At 68.6% G+C, this 16,551-nt stretch carries 16 protein-coding genes (1 of these 16 running past the window's edge); 2 read left to right on the top strand and 14 right to left on the bottom strand.

Features of this window, described 5'->3' with window-relative positions:
* Positions 1-65 precede the first annotated feature (65 nt).
* The 14 genes from GLA29479_RS20070 to GLA29479_RS20005 all read right to left on the bottom strand — a co-directional run bounded on the left by GLA29479_RS20070 (position 66) and on the right by GLA29479_RS20005 (position 14,640).
* Positions 66-635, bottom strand: a complete 570-nt coding sequence (locus GLA29479_RS20070; protein WP_057972632.1) for a DUF4166 domain-containing protein — start codon at positions 633-635, stop codon at positions 66-68.
* Entirely contained in the window at positions 632-1,231 is a 600-nt protein-coding gene (gene rnhB, locus GLA29479_RS20065) for a ribonuclease HII (protein ID WP_057973287.1), read from the bottom strand. The genes GLA29479_RS20070 and rnhB overlap by 4 nt, the downstream gene beginning before the upstream one ends.
* Before the next feature lie 61 nt (positions 1,232-1,292).
* On the bottom strand, positions 1,293-2,522 hold the full coding sequence (lpxB, locus tag GLA29479_RS20060) for a lipid-A-disaccharide synthase (RefSeq protein ID WP_082638836.1): 1,230 nt from the start codon (positions 2,520-2,522) through the stop codon (positions 1,293-1,295).
* Positions 2,519-3,058, bottom strand: a complete 540-nt coding sequence (locus GLA29479_RS20055) for a hypothetical protein (RefSeq protein WP_057972630.1) — start codon at positions 3,056-3,058, stop codon at positions 2,519-2,521. The genes lpxB and GLA29479_RS20055 overlap by 4 nt, the downstream gene beginning before the upstream one ends.
* A gap of 9 nt (positions 3,059-3,067) precedes the next feature.
* Positions 3,068-3,859, bottom strand: a complete 792-nt coding sequence (gene lpxA / locus GLA29479_RS20050; RefSeq protein ID WP_057917475.1) for an acyl-ACP--UDP-N-acetylglucosamine O-acyltransferase — start codon at positions 3,857-3,859, stop codon at positions 3,068-3,070.
* A gap of 4 nt (positions 3,860-3,863) precedes the next feature.
* Complete coding sequence (gene fabZ, locus GLA29479_RS20045; protein WP_031370423.1) at positions 3,864-4,319, bottom strand: 3-hydroxyacyl-ACP dehydratase FabZ; 456 nt, start codon at positions 4,317-4,319, stop codon at positions 3,864-3,866.
* Positions 4,320-4,535: 216 nt separating this feature from the next.
* A complete protein-coding gene (gene lpxD / locus GLA29479_RS20040; RefSeq protein ID WP_057972629.1) occupies positions 4,536-5,570 on the bottom strand; it encodes a UDP-3-O-(3-hydroxymyristoyl)glucosamine N-acyltransferase in 1,035 nt (344 codons plus the stop codon).
* 26 nt (positions 5,571-5,596) lie between these two features.
* Positions 5,597-8,068, bottom strand: a complete 2,472-nt coding sequence (gene bamA, locus GLA29479_RS20035) for an outer membrane protein assembly factor BamA (RefSeq protein WP_057973286.1) — start codon at positions 8,066-8,068, stop codon at positions 5,597-5,599.
* Between the two features lie 100 nt (positions 8,069-8,168).
* A complete protein-coding gene (gene rseP, locus GLA29479_RS20030; RefSeq protein ID WP_057917478.1) occupies positions 8,169-9,530 on the bottom strand; it encodes an RIP metalloprotease RseP in 1,362 nt (453 codons plus the stop codon).
* A 40-nt stretch (positions 9,531-9,570) separates the two neighbouring features.
* On the bottom strand, positions 9,571-10,782 hold the full coding sequence (locus tag GLA29479_RS20025; protein ID WP_057972628.1) for a 1-deoxy-D-xylulose-5-phosphate reductoisomerase: 1,212 nt from the start codon (positions 10,780-10,782) through the stop codon (positions 9,571-9,573).
* Between the two features lie 241 nt (positions 10,783-11,023).
* Complete coding sequence (locus GLA29479_RS20020; protein ID WP_057972627.1) at positions 11,024-11,875, bottom strand: phosphatidate cytidylyltransferase; 852 nt, start codon at positions 11,873-11,875, stop codon at positions 11,024-11,026.
* Positions 11,872-12,642, bottom strand: coding sequence for a polyprenyl diphosphate synthase (gene uppS, locus GLA29479_RS20015; protein WP_057972626.1), 771 nt, complete (start codon positions 12,640-12,642; stop codon positions 11,872-11,874). Before uppS ends, GLA29479_RS20020 begins: the two co-directional genes overlap by 4 nt.
* Positions 12,643-12,787: 145 nt before the next feature.
* Positions 12,788-13,345 (bottom strand): ribosome recycling factor, encoded by a 558-nt coding sequence (frr, locus tag GLA29479_RS20010; protein WP_057917482.1) that lies wholly within the window; start codon positions 13,343-13,345, stop codon positions 12,788-12,790.
* A gap of 263 nt (positions 13,346-13,608) precedes the next feature.
* Positions 13,609-14,640 carry a cation diffusion facilitator family transporter gene (locus GLA29479_RS20005; RefSeq protein ID WP_082638835.1) on the bottom strand — a complete coding sequence of 344 codons (1,032 nt, stop codon included), beginning with the start codon at positions 14,638-14,640 and terminating at the stop codon, positions 13,609-13,611.
* A 223-nt stretch (positions 14,641-14,863) separates the two neighbouring features.
* Between GLA29479_RS20005 and GLA29479_RS20000 the strand changes: the two genes are divergently transcribed.
* Together GLA29479_RS20000 and GLA29479_RS19995 are read left to right on the top strand one after the other, a co-directional pair.
* On the top strand, positions 14,864-15,250 hold the full coding sequence (locus GLA29479_RS20000; protein WP_057972625.1) for a BlaI/MecI/CopY family transcriptional regulator: 387 nt from the start codon (positions 14,864-14,866) through the stop codon (positions 15,248-15,250).
* 1 nt (position 15,251) lies between these two features.
* Positions 15,252-16,551, top strand: the 5' portion of a protein-coding gene (locus tag GLA29479_RS19995) for a M56 family metallopeptidase (RefSeq protein WP_057972624.1). 20 nt of this gene lie beyond the right edge of the window; the window shows 1,300 of its 1,320 coding nt (coding positions 1-1,300); its start codon is at positions 15,252-15,254; its stop codon lies off the right edge, out of view.

Below are 16,551 nucleotides of genomic sequence, written 5' to 3'. Positions count from 1 at the left end.
GTGGGCGCGGCTCACGCCGCTCCTTCAGCGGAGGGATCCGCGACGCGCCACCTAGCGGCACGTCATCAATCCGCGAGCACCGGCTGCACGCGCCCGTCGTAGTAGATCAACTGGCCGAGCAACGGGAAGTCGGCTTGCGAGAAGAAGCGCAGGCTGCCGTCGTCGTCCTGCGCTTCCCAGGACACGATGCGCGGCCCGAGCGCGCGCGGCATCGGTAGGGGGCCGAACGCCCAGCCGGCGAAATCCCAATGCAAACGCCCGGCCTGCGAACGCAAGGCGAAACGGAAGCGGAAGGCGCCGAATTGCTCGGCCAGGAAGCGGCCGTCGGGGCTCGGCGCGAACGAGGACGAAAAGTCGCGTTCGCCGAAGCGACGGTGCCAGTGTTCGCGGCCGTTGCGTTCTTCGATGCGCAGCGACACGCGCACTTGCTCGCCCGGCACCGGAAAGCCGAACCACCAGCGCACCAGCCGTGCGAGAGGATGGCTGGCGCCACGCACCAGGGCCTGGCCGCGGTAAAGCGCGGCGCCGCGTTGATGGAAGTCGCGCACCGCCGGGGCCAGGCCGGCGCGGGCATCGTCGTCGAGCAGGCGCGCGAATACCGGCGGGGTCGCAGCGTGGGTAGGCTGGGCGCTCAAAACAGCGACAGGTTTTCGTAGGCCGTGCGCACCGGCGCGAAACTGCGGCGGTGATGCGGGCAGGGGCCGTGCGCACTCAGGGCCGCCAGGTGCGCGGCGGTCGAGTAACCCTTGTGTTGGTCGAAGCCGTATTGCGGGTAGTGCTCGTGCAGGCTGCGCATCATGCGGTCGCGCGCGACCTTGGCCAGGATCGAGGCAGCCATGATCGCCGGTTCGGTGGCGTCGCCGCCGATCAACGCTTCGCCGCGGCAGGGCAGGCCCTGGGGCAGGTGGTTGCCGTCGACGCGCACCAGGTCGGCGACCGGCGCCAGGCCGATCACGGCGCGGCGCATGCCGGTCATGGTGGCCTGGAAGATATTGATCCGGTCGATTTCCTCGACCTCGACGAATTCGATCCGCCAGGCCAGGGCGCGTTCCAGGATCAGCGGGTACAAGGCCTCGCGGCGGGCCTCGCTGAGCTTCTTGGAATCGTCCAGGCCGTCGATGCGGCGGCGCGGGTTGAGGATCACCGCGGCCACCGAGACCGGCCCGGCCAGCGGGCCGCGCCCGGCTTCGTCGACCCCGGCGATCAGCCGCGGCTTGGCGCGCGTACGCACCGGTTTGGCGGTAGTCGCGGTGTCGGCGAGGTCGAGCGATTCGGTGGTCACGGCAAGCGGCTCATGCAGGCGCATTCTCGCCGATCAGCTCGAGCACCGCATCGGCCGCGCGCGCCGAGGCGTCGCGCTTGAGTTCGAGATGGATGCGCTGGAACTTGGGCAGCAGCGCGGCCGCGGCCTGCGGGTCGCGCAACCAGCGCAGGCAGGCGCCGGCCAGGTTCTCCGGGGTGCAGTCGTGCTGCATGAGTTCGGGCACGACCGCTTCGCCGGCGAGCACGTTCGGCAGGGCGTAGTGGTCGACCTTGAGCATGCCCAGGCGCTTGACCACGGCATAGGTCAGCGGCGCGACCTTGTAACCGACCACCATCGGCCGCTTGGCCAGCATGGCTTCGAGGGTGGCGGTGCCGGAGGCGAGCAGCACCGCGTCGCTGGCGACCATCACCGTACGCGCGCCGCGATCGACGATGCGCAGGGCGCGGCGTAGGCGTTCGCCGTCGGGGTGGGCGGCGAGGATGCGTTCGAAGGCGGCGCGCGAGGGAGCGTTGGCCATCGGCGCGACGATGCTCAGGCGCGGCTCGGCGGCCAGCACCAACGCGGCGGCGCCGAGAAAATCGTCGGCCAGGCGTTCGATCTCGCCGACCCGCGAACCCGGCAGCATCGCCAGCACTGGCGCCTCGTCGTCGAGACCGAGGTTCATGCGCGCATCAAAGCGATCGGGGTGGATCGGCATCTCGTCGGCGAGCGGGTGGCCGACGAAGCGCGCGTTGACTTCGTGTTTGGCGTAGATCGGCGGTTCCATCGGAAACAGGCACAACACCCGGTCCGCGCTGCGGCCGATCTTCTCGGCGCGCTTCTCGCGCCAGGCCCAGACCGAGGGGCTGACGTAGTGCACGGTGCGCACGCCGCGCTGCTTGAGCCAGCGTTCGACCCCGAGGTTGAAGTCGGGCGCGTCGATGCCGATGAAGGCGTCGGGCTTCCAGTCGAGGATGCGCTGGCGCACGTCGCGGCGCAGGCGCAGCAGGCGCGGCAGGTGCTTGAGCACTTCCGACAGGCCCATCACCGCCAGCTCGTGGGCGTCGAACCAGGTGTCCATGCCGGCGGCGCGCATCTGTTCGCCGCCGATGCCGACGAACTCGGCGCCGGGATGACGGCGCTTGAGTTCCTCGATGAGACCGGCGCCGAGCAGGTCGCCGGAGGCTTCGCCGGCGATCAGGGCGAAACGCAGCGGCGGCGGGGGCGGGGCGGGGAAGATTTCGTCGATCGGAGCGGGGGCGGGCGCGGCGGCATTCATCGGGGGAGAGGGCGCTCTTGGGAGTGACGTTCCTGGAAGTGACGCTCCAGTTCGAGCCGGTACTGGGTTCGATCGAATACGAACCGCAGCGGAACGGGGGAGAGCGAGGACGACGCCGCATTCTCTTCCTGAACATTCTCGCCCGAATCCGGCCCGGACATGGGGCCATCATCGTCCTCCAGGGTCACTTGCCGCCAAACGACGTGATCGCCATCAAATTCCAGGACGCAAGAGATCACCCCGCAGTAGTCGCTGCCGCAATGGCAGCGGTAGAGCACTAGCCGGCCCGAGCCGAGCTGGTTATGCGCCGGTTGCAGGCCGAGGAACGCGGCGCGGCCGCGTTCGGCCAGCGCCGGCGGCAGAGCGGGATCCAGATCGGTATCGCTGTTGCTCAGATCGCGCGACAGGCCGAGCCACTGCGCGAGCGGACGCTCGTCGATGAAGAGCTCGGCGATTTCGGCCTGGCGCAGCGCACCGTCGATGTCGCAGGCGACGACGGCCCGGCCGATGCGCAGGCGCTGGACCGTCGCGGCCATTCCGGCGTCTCAGCGCAGCAGCGGGCGGTCGCCGTTGCCGATGAAGTCGAGCAGGGCGCGCACGTCGGCGCTGCTCTCGGCGATCTCGTCGAGCTTGCCGCGGGCTTCCTCGAGCGAGGCGCCGGACACGTACAGGGCGCGGTAGGCGCGCTTGATCGCACCGATGCGCTCGGCGTCGAAGCCGCGGCGCTTGAGGCCTTCGCTGTTGATGCCGCGTGGGCGGCCATAGCCGTCCTGGGCGACCATCACGAACGGCGGCACGTCGCCGTTGACCAGCGCGCCCATGCCGATGAAGGCGTGCGCGCCGATCCGGCAGAATTGATGCACGCCGGCGAAGCCGCTCATGATCACCTGGTCTTCGACGGTGACGTGGCCGGCCAGGGTCGAGTTGTTGGAGAACACGCACTGATTGCCGATATGGCAGTCGTGGGCGACGTGGGTATAGGCCAGCAGCCAGTTGCCGTCGCCGATGCGGGTGATGCCGCCGCCGTTGCCGGTGCCGCGATTGACGGTGACGAACTCGCGGAACACGTTGTCGTCGCCGATCACCAGCTCGGTGCGTTCGCCGGCGAACTTCTTGTCCTGCGGGTCGCCGCCGATCGCGCACTGGGCGTAGAAGCGGTTGCCGCGGCCGATCCGGGTCGGGCCGTGGACCACGCAGTGCGGGCCGAACACGGTGCCGTCACCGACTTCGACGTCGGCGCCGATGTAGCAGAACGGCCCGACCACGACGCCGTCGCCGAGAACGGCGCCGGCCTCGACGAAGGCGGTGGGGTGGATCGTGTGGGTCGTGGCGCTCATCGCGTCACTCCTTGACCTCGGCGCAAAGGATCTCCGCGCACGCGGCCTGCTGGCCGTCGACGCGGGCGATACCGGTGTACATCGCCATGTTGCGGATGGTGCGCTTGAGGGTGACCTCCAGCTCGAGCTTGTCGCCCGGCGAGACCATGCGCGAGAAACGCGCGCCGTCGATCTTGACCAGGTAGAACAGCCGGCCTTCGGCTTCGCCGCCGTGCGAGAGCTGGGTGAGAATGCCGCCGACCTGGGCCAGGGCCTCGATCACGAGCACGCCCGGCATGACCGGGTTGTTGGGGAAGTGGCCGTTGAAGAAGGGCTCGTTGCAACTCACATTCTTGTAGGCGAGCACGCGTTTGTGCGCCTCGAACTCGACCACGCGGTCGACCAGCAGGAACGGGTATCGGTGCGGCAGCAGCTTCTGGATCGCCGTCACGTCGAGCGGGAGTTGCAGGGTTTGGCTCATCTTCTTGGTTCGTCCGTTATGCGCGTCCTGCGCGTTGAATCCGCCTTCCCTGTGCGGCCCCATCGTTGATTGGCTTGGATCGGCTGATCGCGGGCGAACCGCGACAGCCGTGCCATTGTCCCGCAGTTTCCGCCAGCGGTGGAGCGGCGCCGTATGGTGCCGTGAGCCGAACCGAACCGAACCGAACCGAACCGAATGGAATCGAAGCGGGCCGGCTCAGTCGTCCTCGCGGCCGCGCGGGGTGCGCCGGGCGATCGCGTCGAGCTGCTTGAAGCGCGCGGCGTTCTTGCGCCAGCTGCGGTTGTCCATCAGCGGCGTCCCCGAGGAGTACTCGCCGGGTTCGCGGATCGAGCTGGTGACCAGGCTCATCGCGGTGATCACGACCTTGTCGCAGACCTCCAGGTGGCCGAGCACGCCGGCGCCGCCGCCGATCAGGCAGTAGCGGCCGATCCTGGCGCTGCCGGCCGCGGCCGAGCAGCCGGCCATCGCGCTGTGGGCGCCGATATGCACGTTGTGGCCGATCTGGATCTGGTTGTCGAGGCGTACGTCTTCCTCGAGCACGGTGTCTTCGATGGCGCCGCGGTCGATGGTGGTGTTGGCGCCGATCTCGCAGTCGTCGCCGATCGACACGCCGCCGAGCTGCGGCACCTTGAGCCAGCGCCCGGCTTCCATCGCCAGGCCGAAGCCGTCGGCACCGAGCACCGCGCCGGGATGGATCAGCACGCGTCGGCCGAGGCGCACGCGGGTCACCAGGGTCACGCGTGCGACCAGTTCGCTGCCGGCGCCGACCACGCAGTCGTCGCCGATCACGCAGCCCGGGCCGACGATCGCCCCAGCCTCGACGCGGCTGCGCGCGCCGATGCTGACGAAGGGGCCGATGTGGGCGTCGGCCGAGACCTCGGCGCTGGCATCGACCGCCGCGGAGACGTGGATGCCGGGCTCGCGCAGCGGGCGCGGCTCGAACAGGGCCGAGATCTTGGCGAAGGCGGAGTAGGGATCGCGCGCGATCAGCGCGGTGCCGGCGTAACCGGTCGCATCGTCCTCGCGCATGACCACGATGCCGGCCTGGCTGGCCGCCAGTTGCGCGCGGTACTTGGGGTTGGCGAGAAAGGCGAGCTGGTCCGGGCCGGCCTTGGCCAGGGTGCCGACGCCGCCGACTTCGACGGCGCCGTCGCCGTGCAGGCCGAGCGCATAACGCTCGGCCAGCACCTGGGCGGTGTAGCGGCTGGTGCCGGTAAGGCTGGTGTCCACGATGCGGGCAGTCGTCGCAGCTGCGATCAGAACGTACCGCCGAAGGTGAACTGCAGGCGTTCCAGTTCGTCGCCGCGGTCGAGCTGGGTCTTGCCGTCGGCGCTGTAGGTCGGACCCTGCTTCTTGAACGGGAAGGCGTAGCTGATCGAGATCGGGCCCATCGGCGAGCGCCACATCATCGCGATACCGGCCGATGCGCGCAGTTCGCCGGCGTCGAAGTCGTCGTAGCTCTTGTAGACGCTGCCGAAGTCGAGGAAGGCCGAGATGCGCGCCGCCGGGGTGTCGAGCAGGGTCGGGAAATACATTTCCAGCGAACCGGTGGTCTTGAACGCGCCGCCGAGCGGCTGGGCGTAGCTGCCGCCGGAGAGCGAGGACTGGCGCGGGCCGAGGGTGTTGTCGGTGAAGCCGCGCACCGAGCGCACGCCGCCGGCGTAGAAGTTCTCGAAGAACGGCAGGCCAGTCGCGGTGATGGTTTCCGGCGGATTGCCGCCCGGACCGTCGCGGTCGATGAGCCGGCTGACGTCCTTGCCGTAGCTGTCGCCGTAGCCCAGTTCGGTGCGGGTGTTGAGCACCAGGTGGCGCGACAGCGGCCAGAACTTGGAGAAGTTGTAGTTGATCTTGTAGTACTCGACCGTCGAGCCCGGCAGGGTCGCTTCGATCCACACGCGCTGCTGGGTGCCGGCGGTCGGCGTCAGCGCATGGTTGAGGCTGTTGCGGCCCCAGCCGACCTGGGCGCGCCAGGCGTGGAAGGTGCGGCGGCCGAGTGCGTCGAGGTAGTCGACGATGCTCGGCGGCGTGACCGTGCGGCCGATCAGGATCTCGTTGCTGTCGATGCCGAGCATGCCGGTGATCGAGTCGGTCTCGGTCAGCGGAATGCCGAGCACGACCTGGCCGATGCCGCTGGTGGTCGAGTACTGCGCGGTGTTGAAGTCGGAGTAATCCAACTCGCGCCAGGACACGTTGTAACCCAGCGAGACGCCGTCGTCGGTGAAATAGGGGTTGGTGTAGGAGAAGTCGTAGCGCTCTTGGTAATAGCTGCGCTGCGCCTGCACCGACACGCGGTTGCCGCTGCCGAGGAAGTTGTTCTGCGACAGCTGCACCTGGGTGGTCAGCTTGCCGAGCTGGGAATAGCCCAGGCCGAACACGAAGCTGCCCGAGGTGGTTTCCTTGAGGTTGTAGACCACGTCGACCTGGTCGTTGGTGCCCGGCACCGGCTTGCTCTCGACATCGACGTTCTCGAAATAACCCAGGCCCTGCAGACGGATCTTGGAACGGTCGATCGCGGCCTGCGAATACCACGCGCCTTCGAACTGGCGCATTTCGCGGCGCAACACTTCGTCGCCGGTGCGGGTGTTGCCCTGGAAGATCACCCGGCGCACGTTGACGCGCGGGCCCGGCACCACCTGCATGTTGATGCCGACGGTCTTGTTTTCGCGGTTGACGTCCGGGATCGGATTGACCTGGGCGAAGGCGTAGCCGACGTTGCCGAGCGAGGCGGTGATCGCTTCCGAGCTCACCTCGAGCAGGCGGCGCGAGAAGATCTGCTCGGGCTTGACGATGACCAGCTTCTCGACCTGCTCCTTCGGCAGGATCGTGTCGCCGGTGACCTGCACGCTGGAGACCTTGTACTGGTCGCCCTCGGTGAGGCCGGCGGTCAGGAACATGTCCTGGCGGTCCGGGCTGATCGCGACCTGGGTCGAGTCGATGCTGAAATCGACGTAGCCGCGGTCGAGGTAGTAGGAGTTGAGCTTTTCCAGATCGCCCGACAGCTTCTCGCGCGAGTACTGGTCGTCGCGGCGGTACCAGCTGAGCCAGTTGTGTTCGCGCGATTCCCAGCCGTCGAGGATGTCCTTCTGCTCGAACTTGTCGTTGCCGACCAGGTTGATGTGGCGGATCTTCGCGGCCTTGCCTTCCTTGACGGTGATCGTCAGGTCGACGCGGTTGCGGTCCAGGCGCGCCACCGTCGGAGTGATCTCGACGTTGTATTTGCCGCGGTTGTTGTACTGGCGGCTGAGATCCTGGGTGACCTTGTCGAGGGCGAGGCGGTCGAAGGTCTCGCCTTCGGCCAGGCCGATTTCCTTCAGGCCCTTGAGCAGGTCTTCGCTCTTGATGTCCTTGTTGCCGGTCAGGGTCAGCTTGTTGATCGCCGGACGCTCGGTCACGGTGACCACGAGGATGTTGCCCTGGCGGTCCAGGTGCACGTCCTCGAAGAAGCCGGTCTTGTACAGGGCGCGGATGGCGTCGCCGGCCTTGGCCGAGTCCATCGTGTCGCCGCGCTCGACCGGCAGGTAGGTGAAGACGGTACCGGCGGAGATGCGCTGCAGGCCGTCGATACGGATGTCGCTGACGGTGAACGAACCCGGCGCCGGGGTGTTCGGCGTGCTGCCGCCGAGGGCGAACGGATCGGCCGACTGCGCCAACGCGGGAATCACCGGGGCCGAGGTCATTGCCGTGGCAAGGGCGAGGGCGAGCAGGCGGCGATTAGGAGTTCGCGTCATCATTACGTCCGTTTGGGGCATTGGATGCCGGCGATCGCGGGCATCGGTCGAAAGTGCGGCAGGGTGAGGGCAAAGCGTTCGTTCGAGCGTCAGGCCGGCATCAGCGCACCAGGTTGTTCAAGATGTCGTTGTAGAACGCCAGGCCCATGAGGCTCGCGATCAACGCCAGGCCCACGAAATGCCCGGCCGCCATGACGCGCTCGCTGACCGGACTGCCTTTGACCAGCTCGATAAGGTAATACAGCAGGTGTCCGCCGTCCAAGATCGGGATCGGCAGCAGGTTCAGGATCCCCAGGCTCAGCGACAGCATCGCCAGCAACTGCAGGTACCAGGCCGGACCGTTGCTGGCGTAGGCGTTGGCGGCGCGGCCGATGGTTACCGGGCCGGCCACGGTGTTCTGGATCGAGACCCGGCCGGTGAACGCGCGCCCAATCATCGAGAACAATTGCTCGGTCTGGTGCACGCCTTCGCGCACCGCCGCGGGCACCGCGTCGAGCGGGCCGTAGCGCAGCACCGCGTCGCGCTTGGGCGGCGCGGTCGCGGCCGAGGTCAGGCCCAGGCCCCAGTATTCCTCGCCGTCGGGCTTCTTCATGCGGGCCGGGGCGATCTCCAGGGCGAGGCGGTCGCCGTTGCGGGCCACTTCGATCATGGCGCTGCCGCCGCGCTTGCCGAGGCGGGTCACCGCCGCGGCCATGTCTTCCCAGTCGCCGACCGGGTCGCCGTCGAGCGCGGTGACGCGGTCGCCCTCGGCGAGCACGCCCCAGGCCGGGGAATCGGGCACGATCCGGCCGATCACCGGTGGGCGCAGCTCGTGGCGTCCGCTCAGGCCGATGACTTCGATCGAGCGGCGTTCGTCGAACTTGGCCGGCAGGCGCGACAGACGCAGTTCGCGGGTGGCCGGGGCGCCGTTCTCCGCACGCACCCGCACCGCCACGTCCTGGTGGTCGAGCGCATAGGGGATCAGCGCCATATGCACTTCGCTCCAGGTCGGCGTCTGCCGGTCGCCGATCTGCAGCACGGTGTCGCCGCGGCGCAGGCCGGCTTCGGCGGCGATGCCGGTGGCGTTGCCGACCACCGGGGCGAAGTCGGGGCGTCCGATCACGAACATGCCCCACAGCAGCATCACGCACAGGATCAGGTTGGCGGCCGGGCCGGCCACGACGATGGCGATGCGCTGCCATACCGGTTTGCGGTTGAAGGCCTGCGGGGCGAGCGCTTCGCTGATCTCGTATTCGCGCTCGTCGAGCATCTTGACGTAGCCGCCGAGCGGGATGCGCGCGATGACGTACTCGGTGCCGTCGCGGCCCTTGCGCAGCCACAGCGGCTTGCCGAAGCCGATCGAGAAGCGCAGCACCTTGACGCCGCAGCGCCGCGCGACCCAGAAATGGCCGAATTCATGGATCGTGACCAGCACGCCGAGGCTGATGATCAGCCACCACAACGAACCCAGGACTTCACTCATGGCTGCCTCCGCATCGCTGTCCTGCCGTGGTCGCCATGGTTCAGGCCCTGTGGCCGATCGCTTGTTCGGCGTGGCGGCGGGCCAGGGCATCGGCCTCGCGCAGCACCGCCAAGGAGCTGGCCGGGGTGGACGGGAGCGCGGCGAGTGTGTCCTCGACCAGCGCGGGTATCGCTAGGAAACCGATTCGCCGCTGAAGAAAGGCTGAAACGGCCACTTCGTTGGCGGCGTTCAGTACCGCCGGAGCGGTGCCGCCCGCGGCCAGGGCTTCGAAGGCCAGGCGCAGGCAGGGGAAGGCGTCCAGGTCCGGGCGTTCGAAATCGAGGCGGCCGTGGGCCAACAAGTCGAGCCCGGCCACGCCCGAGTCGATCCGCTCCGGCCAGCCGAAACCGACCGCGAGGGCGGTGCGCATGTCCGGCAAGCCGAGCTGGGCCAGGGTCGAGCCGTCGACGAATTCGACCAGCGAATGCACCAGGCTCTGCGGGTGCACCAGCACCTCGATGCGTTCGCCTTCGATCCCGAACAGGTGATGGGCCTCGATGACTTCCAGGCCCTTGTTCATCAGCGTGGCCGAGTCGACCGAGATCTTCGGCCCCATCGACCATTTTGGGTGCGCCACGGCCTGTTCCGGGGTGACCTGGGTCAACTCGGAACGTGTACGGCCACGGAACGGCCCGCCCGAGGCGGTCAGCAGGATGCGCTTGAGACCGGCATGGGCGCGGGCGTAGGGCAGGCCACCGGACTGCGCCGGCGCGGCCGGCGGCAGGCACTGGAAGATAGCGTTGTGCTCGCTGTCGATCGGCACGATGCAGGCGCCGGCTTCGTGCGCGGCGTGCATCAGCAGCTCGCCGGCGAGGACCAGCGATTCCTTGTTGGCCAGCAGCAGGCGCTTGCCGGCGCGGGCCGCGGCCAGGGTCGAGGACAAGCCGGCGGCGCCGACGATCGCCGCGACCACGGTGTCGCAGACGTCCGATGAGACCAGCTCGACCAGGGCTTCGTCGCCGCAATGGGCCTGGGCGGACAGGCCGCGCTCGCGCAGACCGTCGCGCAGCACGGCATAGCCGGCCGGGTCGGCGATCACCGCGTGTTCGGGACGATGCTGTTCGCACAGGGCCAGCAAGGCGTCGACCTTGCCGCCGGCGGCGAGCACGCTGGCGCGCAACGCCTCGGGATGGCGCGCGATCACGTCGAGCGCCGAGGTGCCGATCGAACCGGTGGCGCCGAGCACGGCGACCTTGCGGGAGAGGGAAGTCATGCGCGGGCGCTCGCGTGGAAGGGGCTGCTGGATGCGGTCGCGTCGTGCGTCGGGGCTCCCCCTCGGCCCCTCTTTTGCAAAGGGGGAAGACGAGCGGGCGGCATTGTATGAACCATGGGCGCTGCCAGCGCGCAGGTGCCCGATTTCAGTGAGAACTCCGTGGAAACCCGTGCTGTTCCCCCCTTTGCAAAAGGGGGGCAGTGGGGATTTGCTTCTATCCGGCAGACCCGCGCACTCATCATCAGAACCCGAAGATCGCCTTGCCCAGCGCGAACACCGGCAGCGCGGCGAGCACGCCGTCGATGCGGTCGAGGATGCCGCCGTGGCCCGGGATCAGATGCCCCGAATCCTTGACCCCGGCGTGGCGCTTGAGCAGGCTCTCGAACAGGTCGCCGACCACCGAGAACAGCACCGCCGCCAGCGAGACGACCGCGACCCACGGCAATTGCGCCGTGGTCGCGCCGGCCAGCAGCGAGAAACCCACGCCGGCAGCGACGCCGGCGAAGGCGCCGCCGATCAGGCCTTCGACGGTCTTGTTGGGGCTGACCCGTGGGGCGAGCTTGAGCATGCCGAACTTGCGTCCGGCGAAGTAGGCGCCGGTGTCGGCGGCCCAGACCACGGCCAGCGCGGTCAGCAGCCACCAGTGGCCGTTGCTGCCCTCGGCGTGGATCCAGGCCAGCGCGCACCAGGCCGGGATCACGCTCAGCGCCGCGGCGGCGAGCTTGAACATCCGCGCATAGGTGCGGTGGTCGCTGGCGAAGTTGAAGCGCTGCAGCCACAGCAGCGCCAGCAGCCACCAGATCACGCCGATCAGCGAGGCCAGTTTGAACAACACCATCGACGGCGCCTGGGCGCCGCCGAAACCGCCCGAGCGCGACGCCCAGACGATGGTGACCATCAGGGCCAGGTGCGCGACCAACAGCACGGTGCGCGAGAGGGTGTCTTCGATCTCGGCCAGATCGAACCATTCCCACAGCCCGGCGAGGAACAGGACGGCGGCCATCGCGATCATCCACGGCGTCGACAGCAGCAGGATCGCCGCGATCGCGACAGGCGCCATCACCAGCGCGGCGAGCAAGCGGGTTCGGGTCATTCAACGGTCTCGTTGGACAGGGCGGCGGCGACTTGCGACCCGGTCAGGCCGAAACGGCGCTCGCGGTTGCCGTAATCGTCGAGGGCGCGTTGCAGGGTCGTCGCGTCCAGTTCCGGCCACAACAACTCGGTGAACCACAATTCGGTGTAGGCCAGCTGCCACAGCAGGAAATTGCTGATGCGGGTATCGCCGCCGGTGCGGATGAACAGGTCCGGCGCCGGCAGGTCGGCCAGCGACAGGCGCGAGGCGATAAGCACCTCGTCGATTTCGTCCGGCGCCAGGCGTCCGGCGGCGACGTCGGCGGCCAGCGAACGCGCCGCCTGGGCGATGTCCCAACGCCCGCCGTAGCTCGCTGCGATGGTCAGGTGCAGGGTGTGGTTGTTGCGGGTCTGCTGCTCGGCCGCGGCCATGCGTTCGCGGATTTTTTCCGAGAAACGCTCGCGCTCGCCGATGAAGCGCACGCGCACGCCGCGGCGGTGCAGTTCCTCGACCTCGCGTTCGAGCGCATTGAGGAACAGCTTCATGAGCGCGCCGACTTCGTCTTCGGGGCGGCCCCAGTTTTCGCTCGAGAACGCGAACAGGGTCAGCGCCTCGATGCCGCGGGCGATGCAGAAGTCGATGCAGATATTGACCGTACGCGCGCCGGCGCGGTGGCCGATGATGCGCGGCCGGCGGCGGCGCTCGGCCCAGCGCCCGTTGCCGTCCATGATGACGGCCAGGTGGCGCGGGATGCGTGCGGGCGCGGTGGGTGCGGGCTCGTTGGGCATGGCGCCGATGGTCTTGACCTTGGAAGCGGAAGAGGCATCCGGAAGCGGAGTTCCGGCGACGGCGGGTCCCGTCCGGGACCCAGTGCTGACCCGTGCGATCGGCAGAAAGTTCAGTGCGCGATCGTCCAGGAACCGCGGCGATCGGTCAGACCGCCATCAATTCCTGTTCCTTCGCCTTGACCACGCCGTCGACGTCCTTGATCGCGCTGTCGGTGACCTTCTGGATGTCGTCCTCGTAGCGGCGCAGTTCGTCCTCGGTGATCTTCTTGTCCTTCAGCAGTTCCTTGGCCTGGGTGTTGGCGTCGCGGCGGATGTTGCGGATCGCGACCTTCGCGTTCTCGCTCTCGCTGTGCACGACCTTGGTCAGTTCCTTGCGGCGTTCTTCGGTCAGCGCCGGCAGGTTGATCCGGATCACGGTGCCGGCGGTGTTCGGGGTCAGGCCCAGGTCGGAGGCGAGGATGGCCTTCTCGACCGCGCCGACGAGTTGCTTCTCCCACGGGCTGATGGTCAGGGTGCGCGCGTCGGATACCGCGACGCTGGCGACCTGGTTCAGCGGCATCTCGGAACCGTGATAGTTCACCTTCAGGTGATCGACCAGCGCAGCCGAAGCGCGCCCGGTGCGGACCTTGGTCAGGTCGTGGCGAAAGGCTTCGACGCTCTTGGCCATGCGGTTCTGTGCGTCTTTCTTGATTTCATTGAGCATTCGCCGGCTCCGGTCCTGTGGCGGTAATCGCGGGATTATATGGGCTCGGGCGGGTTTTGCGGACCGAACGCCGCCGTGGCGGCCGTGGGGATGGACCGAGGCAAGCGCGGTTTAGGCTGTTTTGCGCGGGTATGGCGCGAGCGGGTGTGCGGCCGTGCACAGGATTGCGTCACGGTTTTCGGCCGGGGCAAACGCGAAGTTTTCGTTATCCCGCGCCGCCGGCCGCGCCGATCGCAGCTTTCGCTGCAATGCAGCATGAGTCCTCAATGGCCGTGCGAGTGGCCATGGCCGTGACCATGCGTATGCCGATGATCCTCGTCGCCGCGTTCGTGTCCGTGCCCGTGGCCGTGATGATCATCATGGTCATGGTCATGGTCATGGTCATGGCCGCCGGCGCCGTGCGGCGCGCGATCGTGGCGGTCGTGCTCGCAGGCGCGGCCGTGCTCGACCTGCAGGGTCGGGTGGTTGATGCCGAAGCGTTGGTCGAGCTCGCGGTTGAGACGGTCGATGAAGACGTCGTGGTCGCGGTCGTCGGGGCGCACGATGTGCGCGGTCATGGCGATTTCGCCGGCGCCGAGCGACCAGATGTGCAGATGGTGGATCGCCTCCACCCCCGGTTGCGCGCGCAGCAAGGCCTCGACTTCGGCGCGGTCGACGCCGCGCGGCACCGCGTCCATCGCCGCGTTGAAGCTCTCGCGCAGCAGGCCGAAGGCGCCGATCGCGACCACCGCGCCGATCAACAGGGCGATGCCCGGGTCGAGCCAGGCCCAACCGGTGAACCACATGCCGGCGCCGGCCAGGACCGCGGCCAGCGACACGGCCGCGTCGGCCATCAGGTGCAGGAAGGCGCCGCGGCGGTTGAGGTCGTGGTCGTGGCCGTCGCGCACCAGCCAGGCTGCGCCGAGATTGACCGCGATGCCGAGCGCCGCCACCAGCATCACCGGCAGGGCCGGAATCTCCGGCGGCGCGTTGAAACGGCGGATCGCCTCCCAGCCCAGGGCGCCGGAAAAACCGACCAACAGCAAAGCATTGGCCAGCGGCGAGAGCAGGGTCGCGCGCCGCCAGCCATAGGTATGGCGCGCGGTCGGCGCGCGCCGCGCCAGCACCGCCGCGCCCCAGGCCAGGCCCAGGCCGAGTACGTCGCCCAGGTTGTGCAGGGCGTCCGACAGCAGGGCCAGCGAATTGGTCATGAAGCCATAGCCGGCTTCGAGAATCGTATAGGCCAGGTTGATCAGGGTGACCGCGGCGAAGGCGCGGGTGCCGCTGGGGCCGTGGTGATGGCTGTGCGAGTGCATGCGCGAATGCTGTCACGGCCCGCGCCGTGAACACTATTACAGCCCCGCCTGATCGGCCGCCGAAGCTCGATGGCCGTCGCAGAAGCCTGTGCGGCCTCGCGTCGGCACAGATCCGGCATGACTTCCGACACCTTGACTACGTCTGTAGTCAAAAGGACTATGACTACACATGTAGTCATGGGCCGGCCCGCCGCACGGGTACCCGGCCGTCACGAGGAGCGTCATGAGCCGCAAATCCATCGGCGACCAGGAACTGGCGTTGTTGCAATACATCGACGAGCACGGCGATGCCACGGTCGGCGAAGTCGCCCTTGCCTACGGCGAGCCGCGCGGGCTGGCGCGTTCGACCGTGCTGACGATGATGGAGCGCCTGCGCGCGAAGTCGTATCTGCGCCGGCGCAAGCTCGGCGGGGTGTATCGCTATGCCAGCGCGACCGCGCCCGACGATGTGATGCGCTCGGCGGTCGGCAAGTTCGTCGCCAACACCCTGCAGGGTTCGTTGTCGCCGTTCGTGGCCTGGATGTCGGAGCGCAGCGAGGTCAGCGACGACGAACTGGCCGAACTCGAAACCCTGGTCGCCAACCTGCAGTCGCGCCGCAAGGAGAGCTGAGATGACTCTGTCCTTCCTCGCCGACACGCTGCTGCCGCGCCTGGCCGCGGCCAGCCTGCAATCCTTGCTGCTGGTCGCCGCGGTATGGGCGCTGTGCCGCTACTTGCCGCGTCTGAGCGCTTCGGCGCGCTGCTGGCTGTGGTGGCTGGCGGCGTTGCAGTTGCTGGTCGGCGTGCTGTGGCCGACGCCGCTGGTCTTGCCGCTGTTGCCGGAATCCTTCGGCAGCCTGATCGCCGACGCGCCGTCGGGCTTGGTCTCGTCGGCGGCGCTGCCTGCGTCGGCACGGCTGCCGTTCGCGATCGCGGGCGGCGATGCCTCGGCGACGTCGCCGGCCGACGCTGCGCTGCTCGAGTTCTGGCCGTCGTGGCGCTCATTGCTGGCCGGGGCCTGGCTGTTGGGTCTCAGTGTCTTGTTCACCGTGAACCTGCGCGCTTTCCTGGAGACGCGCCGTCGCATCGCGCGTTCCTCGGCGAGCGTGCCGCTGCCGGTGGCGCAGGCCTATCGCCGGCTCGGCGACAGTCTCGGTTTGCGGCGTTTGCCCGAGCTGCGCCTGTCGGCGGAGATCGAATCGCCGCAATTGCTCGGCCCGTGGCCTGCGGTCGTGCTGCTGCCGCAGCACCGTATCGCCTCGATGAGCGCCGACGAACTCGACATGGCACTGCACCACGAGCTGACCCACCTGCGCCGCCGCGACCTGTGGTGGGGCTGGGTGCCGGCCCTGGCTCAGCAGTTGTTCTTCTTCCATCCGCTCGCTCATCTGATCGCACGCGAGTACTCGCTCGCGCGCGAGGCCGCTTGCGACGCGGCGGTGCTCGACAGCCGCCGTTACGCGCCGCAGGACTACGGCCGCCTGCTCATGCGCCTGGGCGTGGCGCCGCGTCCGCAGGCCGGGCTCGCCAGCGCTTCGCCTACCTATCTGATCCTCAAGAGGAGATTGACCATGCTGCAAGACGCTGCTCCTGCCTCCCGCCTGCTCGCCCTGAGCCTGACTGCGGCGATCGCGCTGTTCGGCCTGGCGCCGTACCGGATCGCCGCCGCCGACACGCCGAAGCGCAACGTGTCGACCATCGACCGCCGCGATGGCGAAACCCGCATCACCGAACTCGGCGCCGGCGCCGAGCCGCAGCGCTGGGCCGTGCGCGGCGAGCGTTACTACCGCATCGACCAGGCCGGCGGCTACCACGAGGTCACCGACGCGGCGACGCGCGAACGTCTGCGTCAACGCATGCGCGAATCGCGCGAGGCCGCGGTCGCCGCCGAACAGGCGACGCGCGAGGCGGCCGTCGCGGTCGAGGCCGGCG

Source organism: Lysobacter antibioticus, from assembly GCF_001442535.1.
Classification (GTDB): Bacteria; Pseudomonadota; Gammaproteobacteria; order Xanthomonadales; family Xanthomonadaceae; genus Lysobacter; species Lysobacter antibioticus.
Note: the sequence above shows the minus strand (reverse complement) of the source record. Positions and strands in the feature narration are given on the sequence as shown.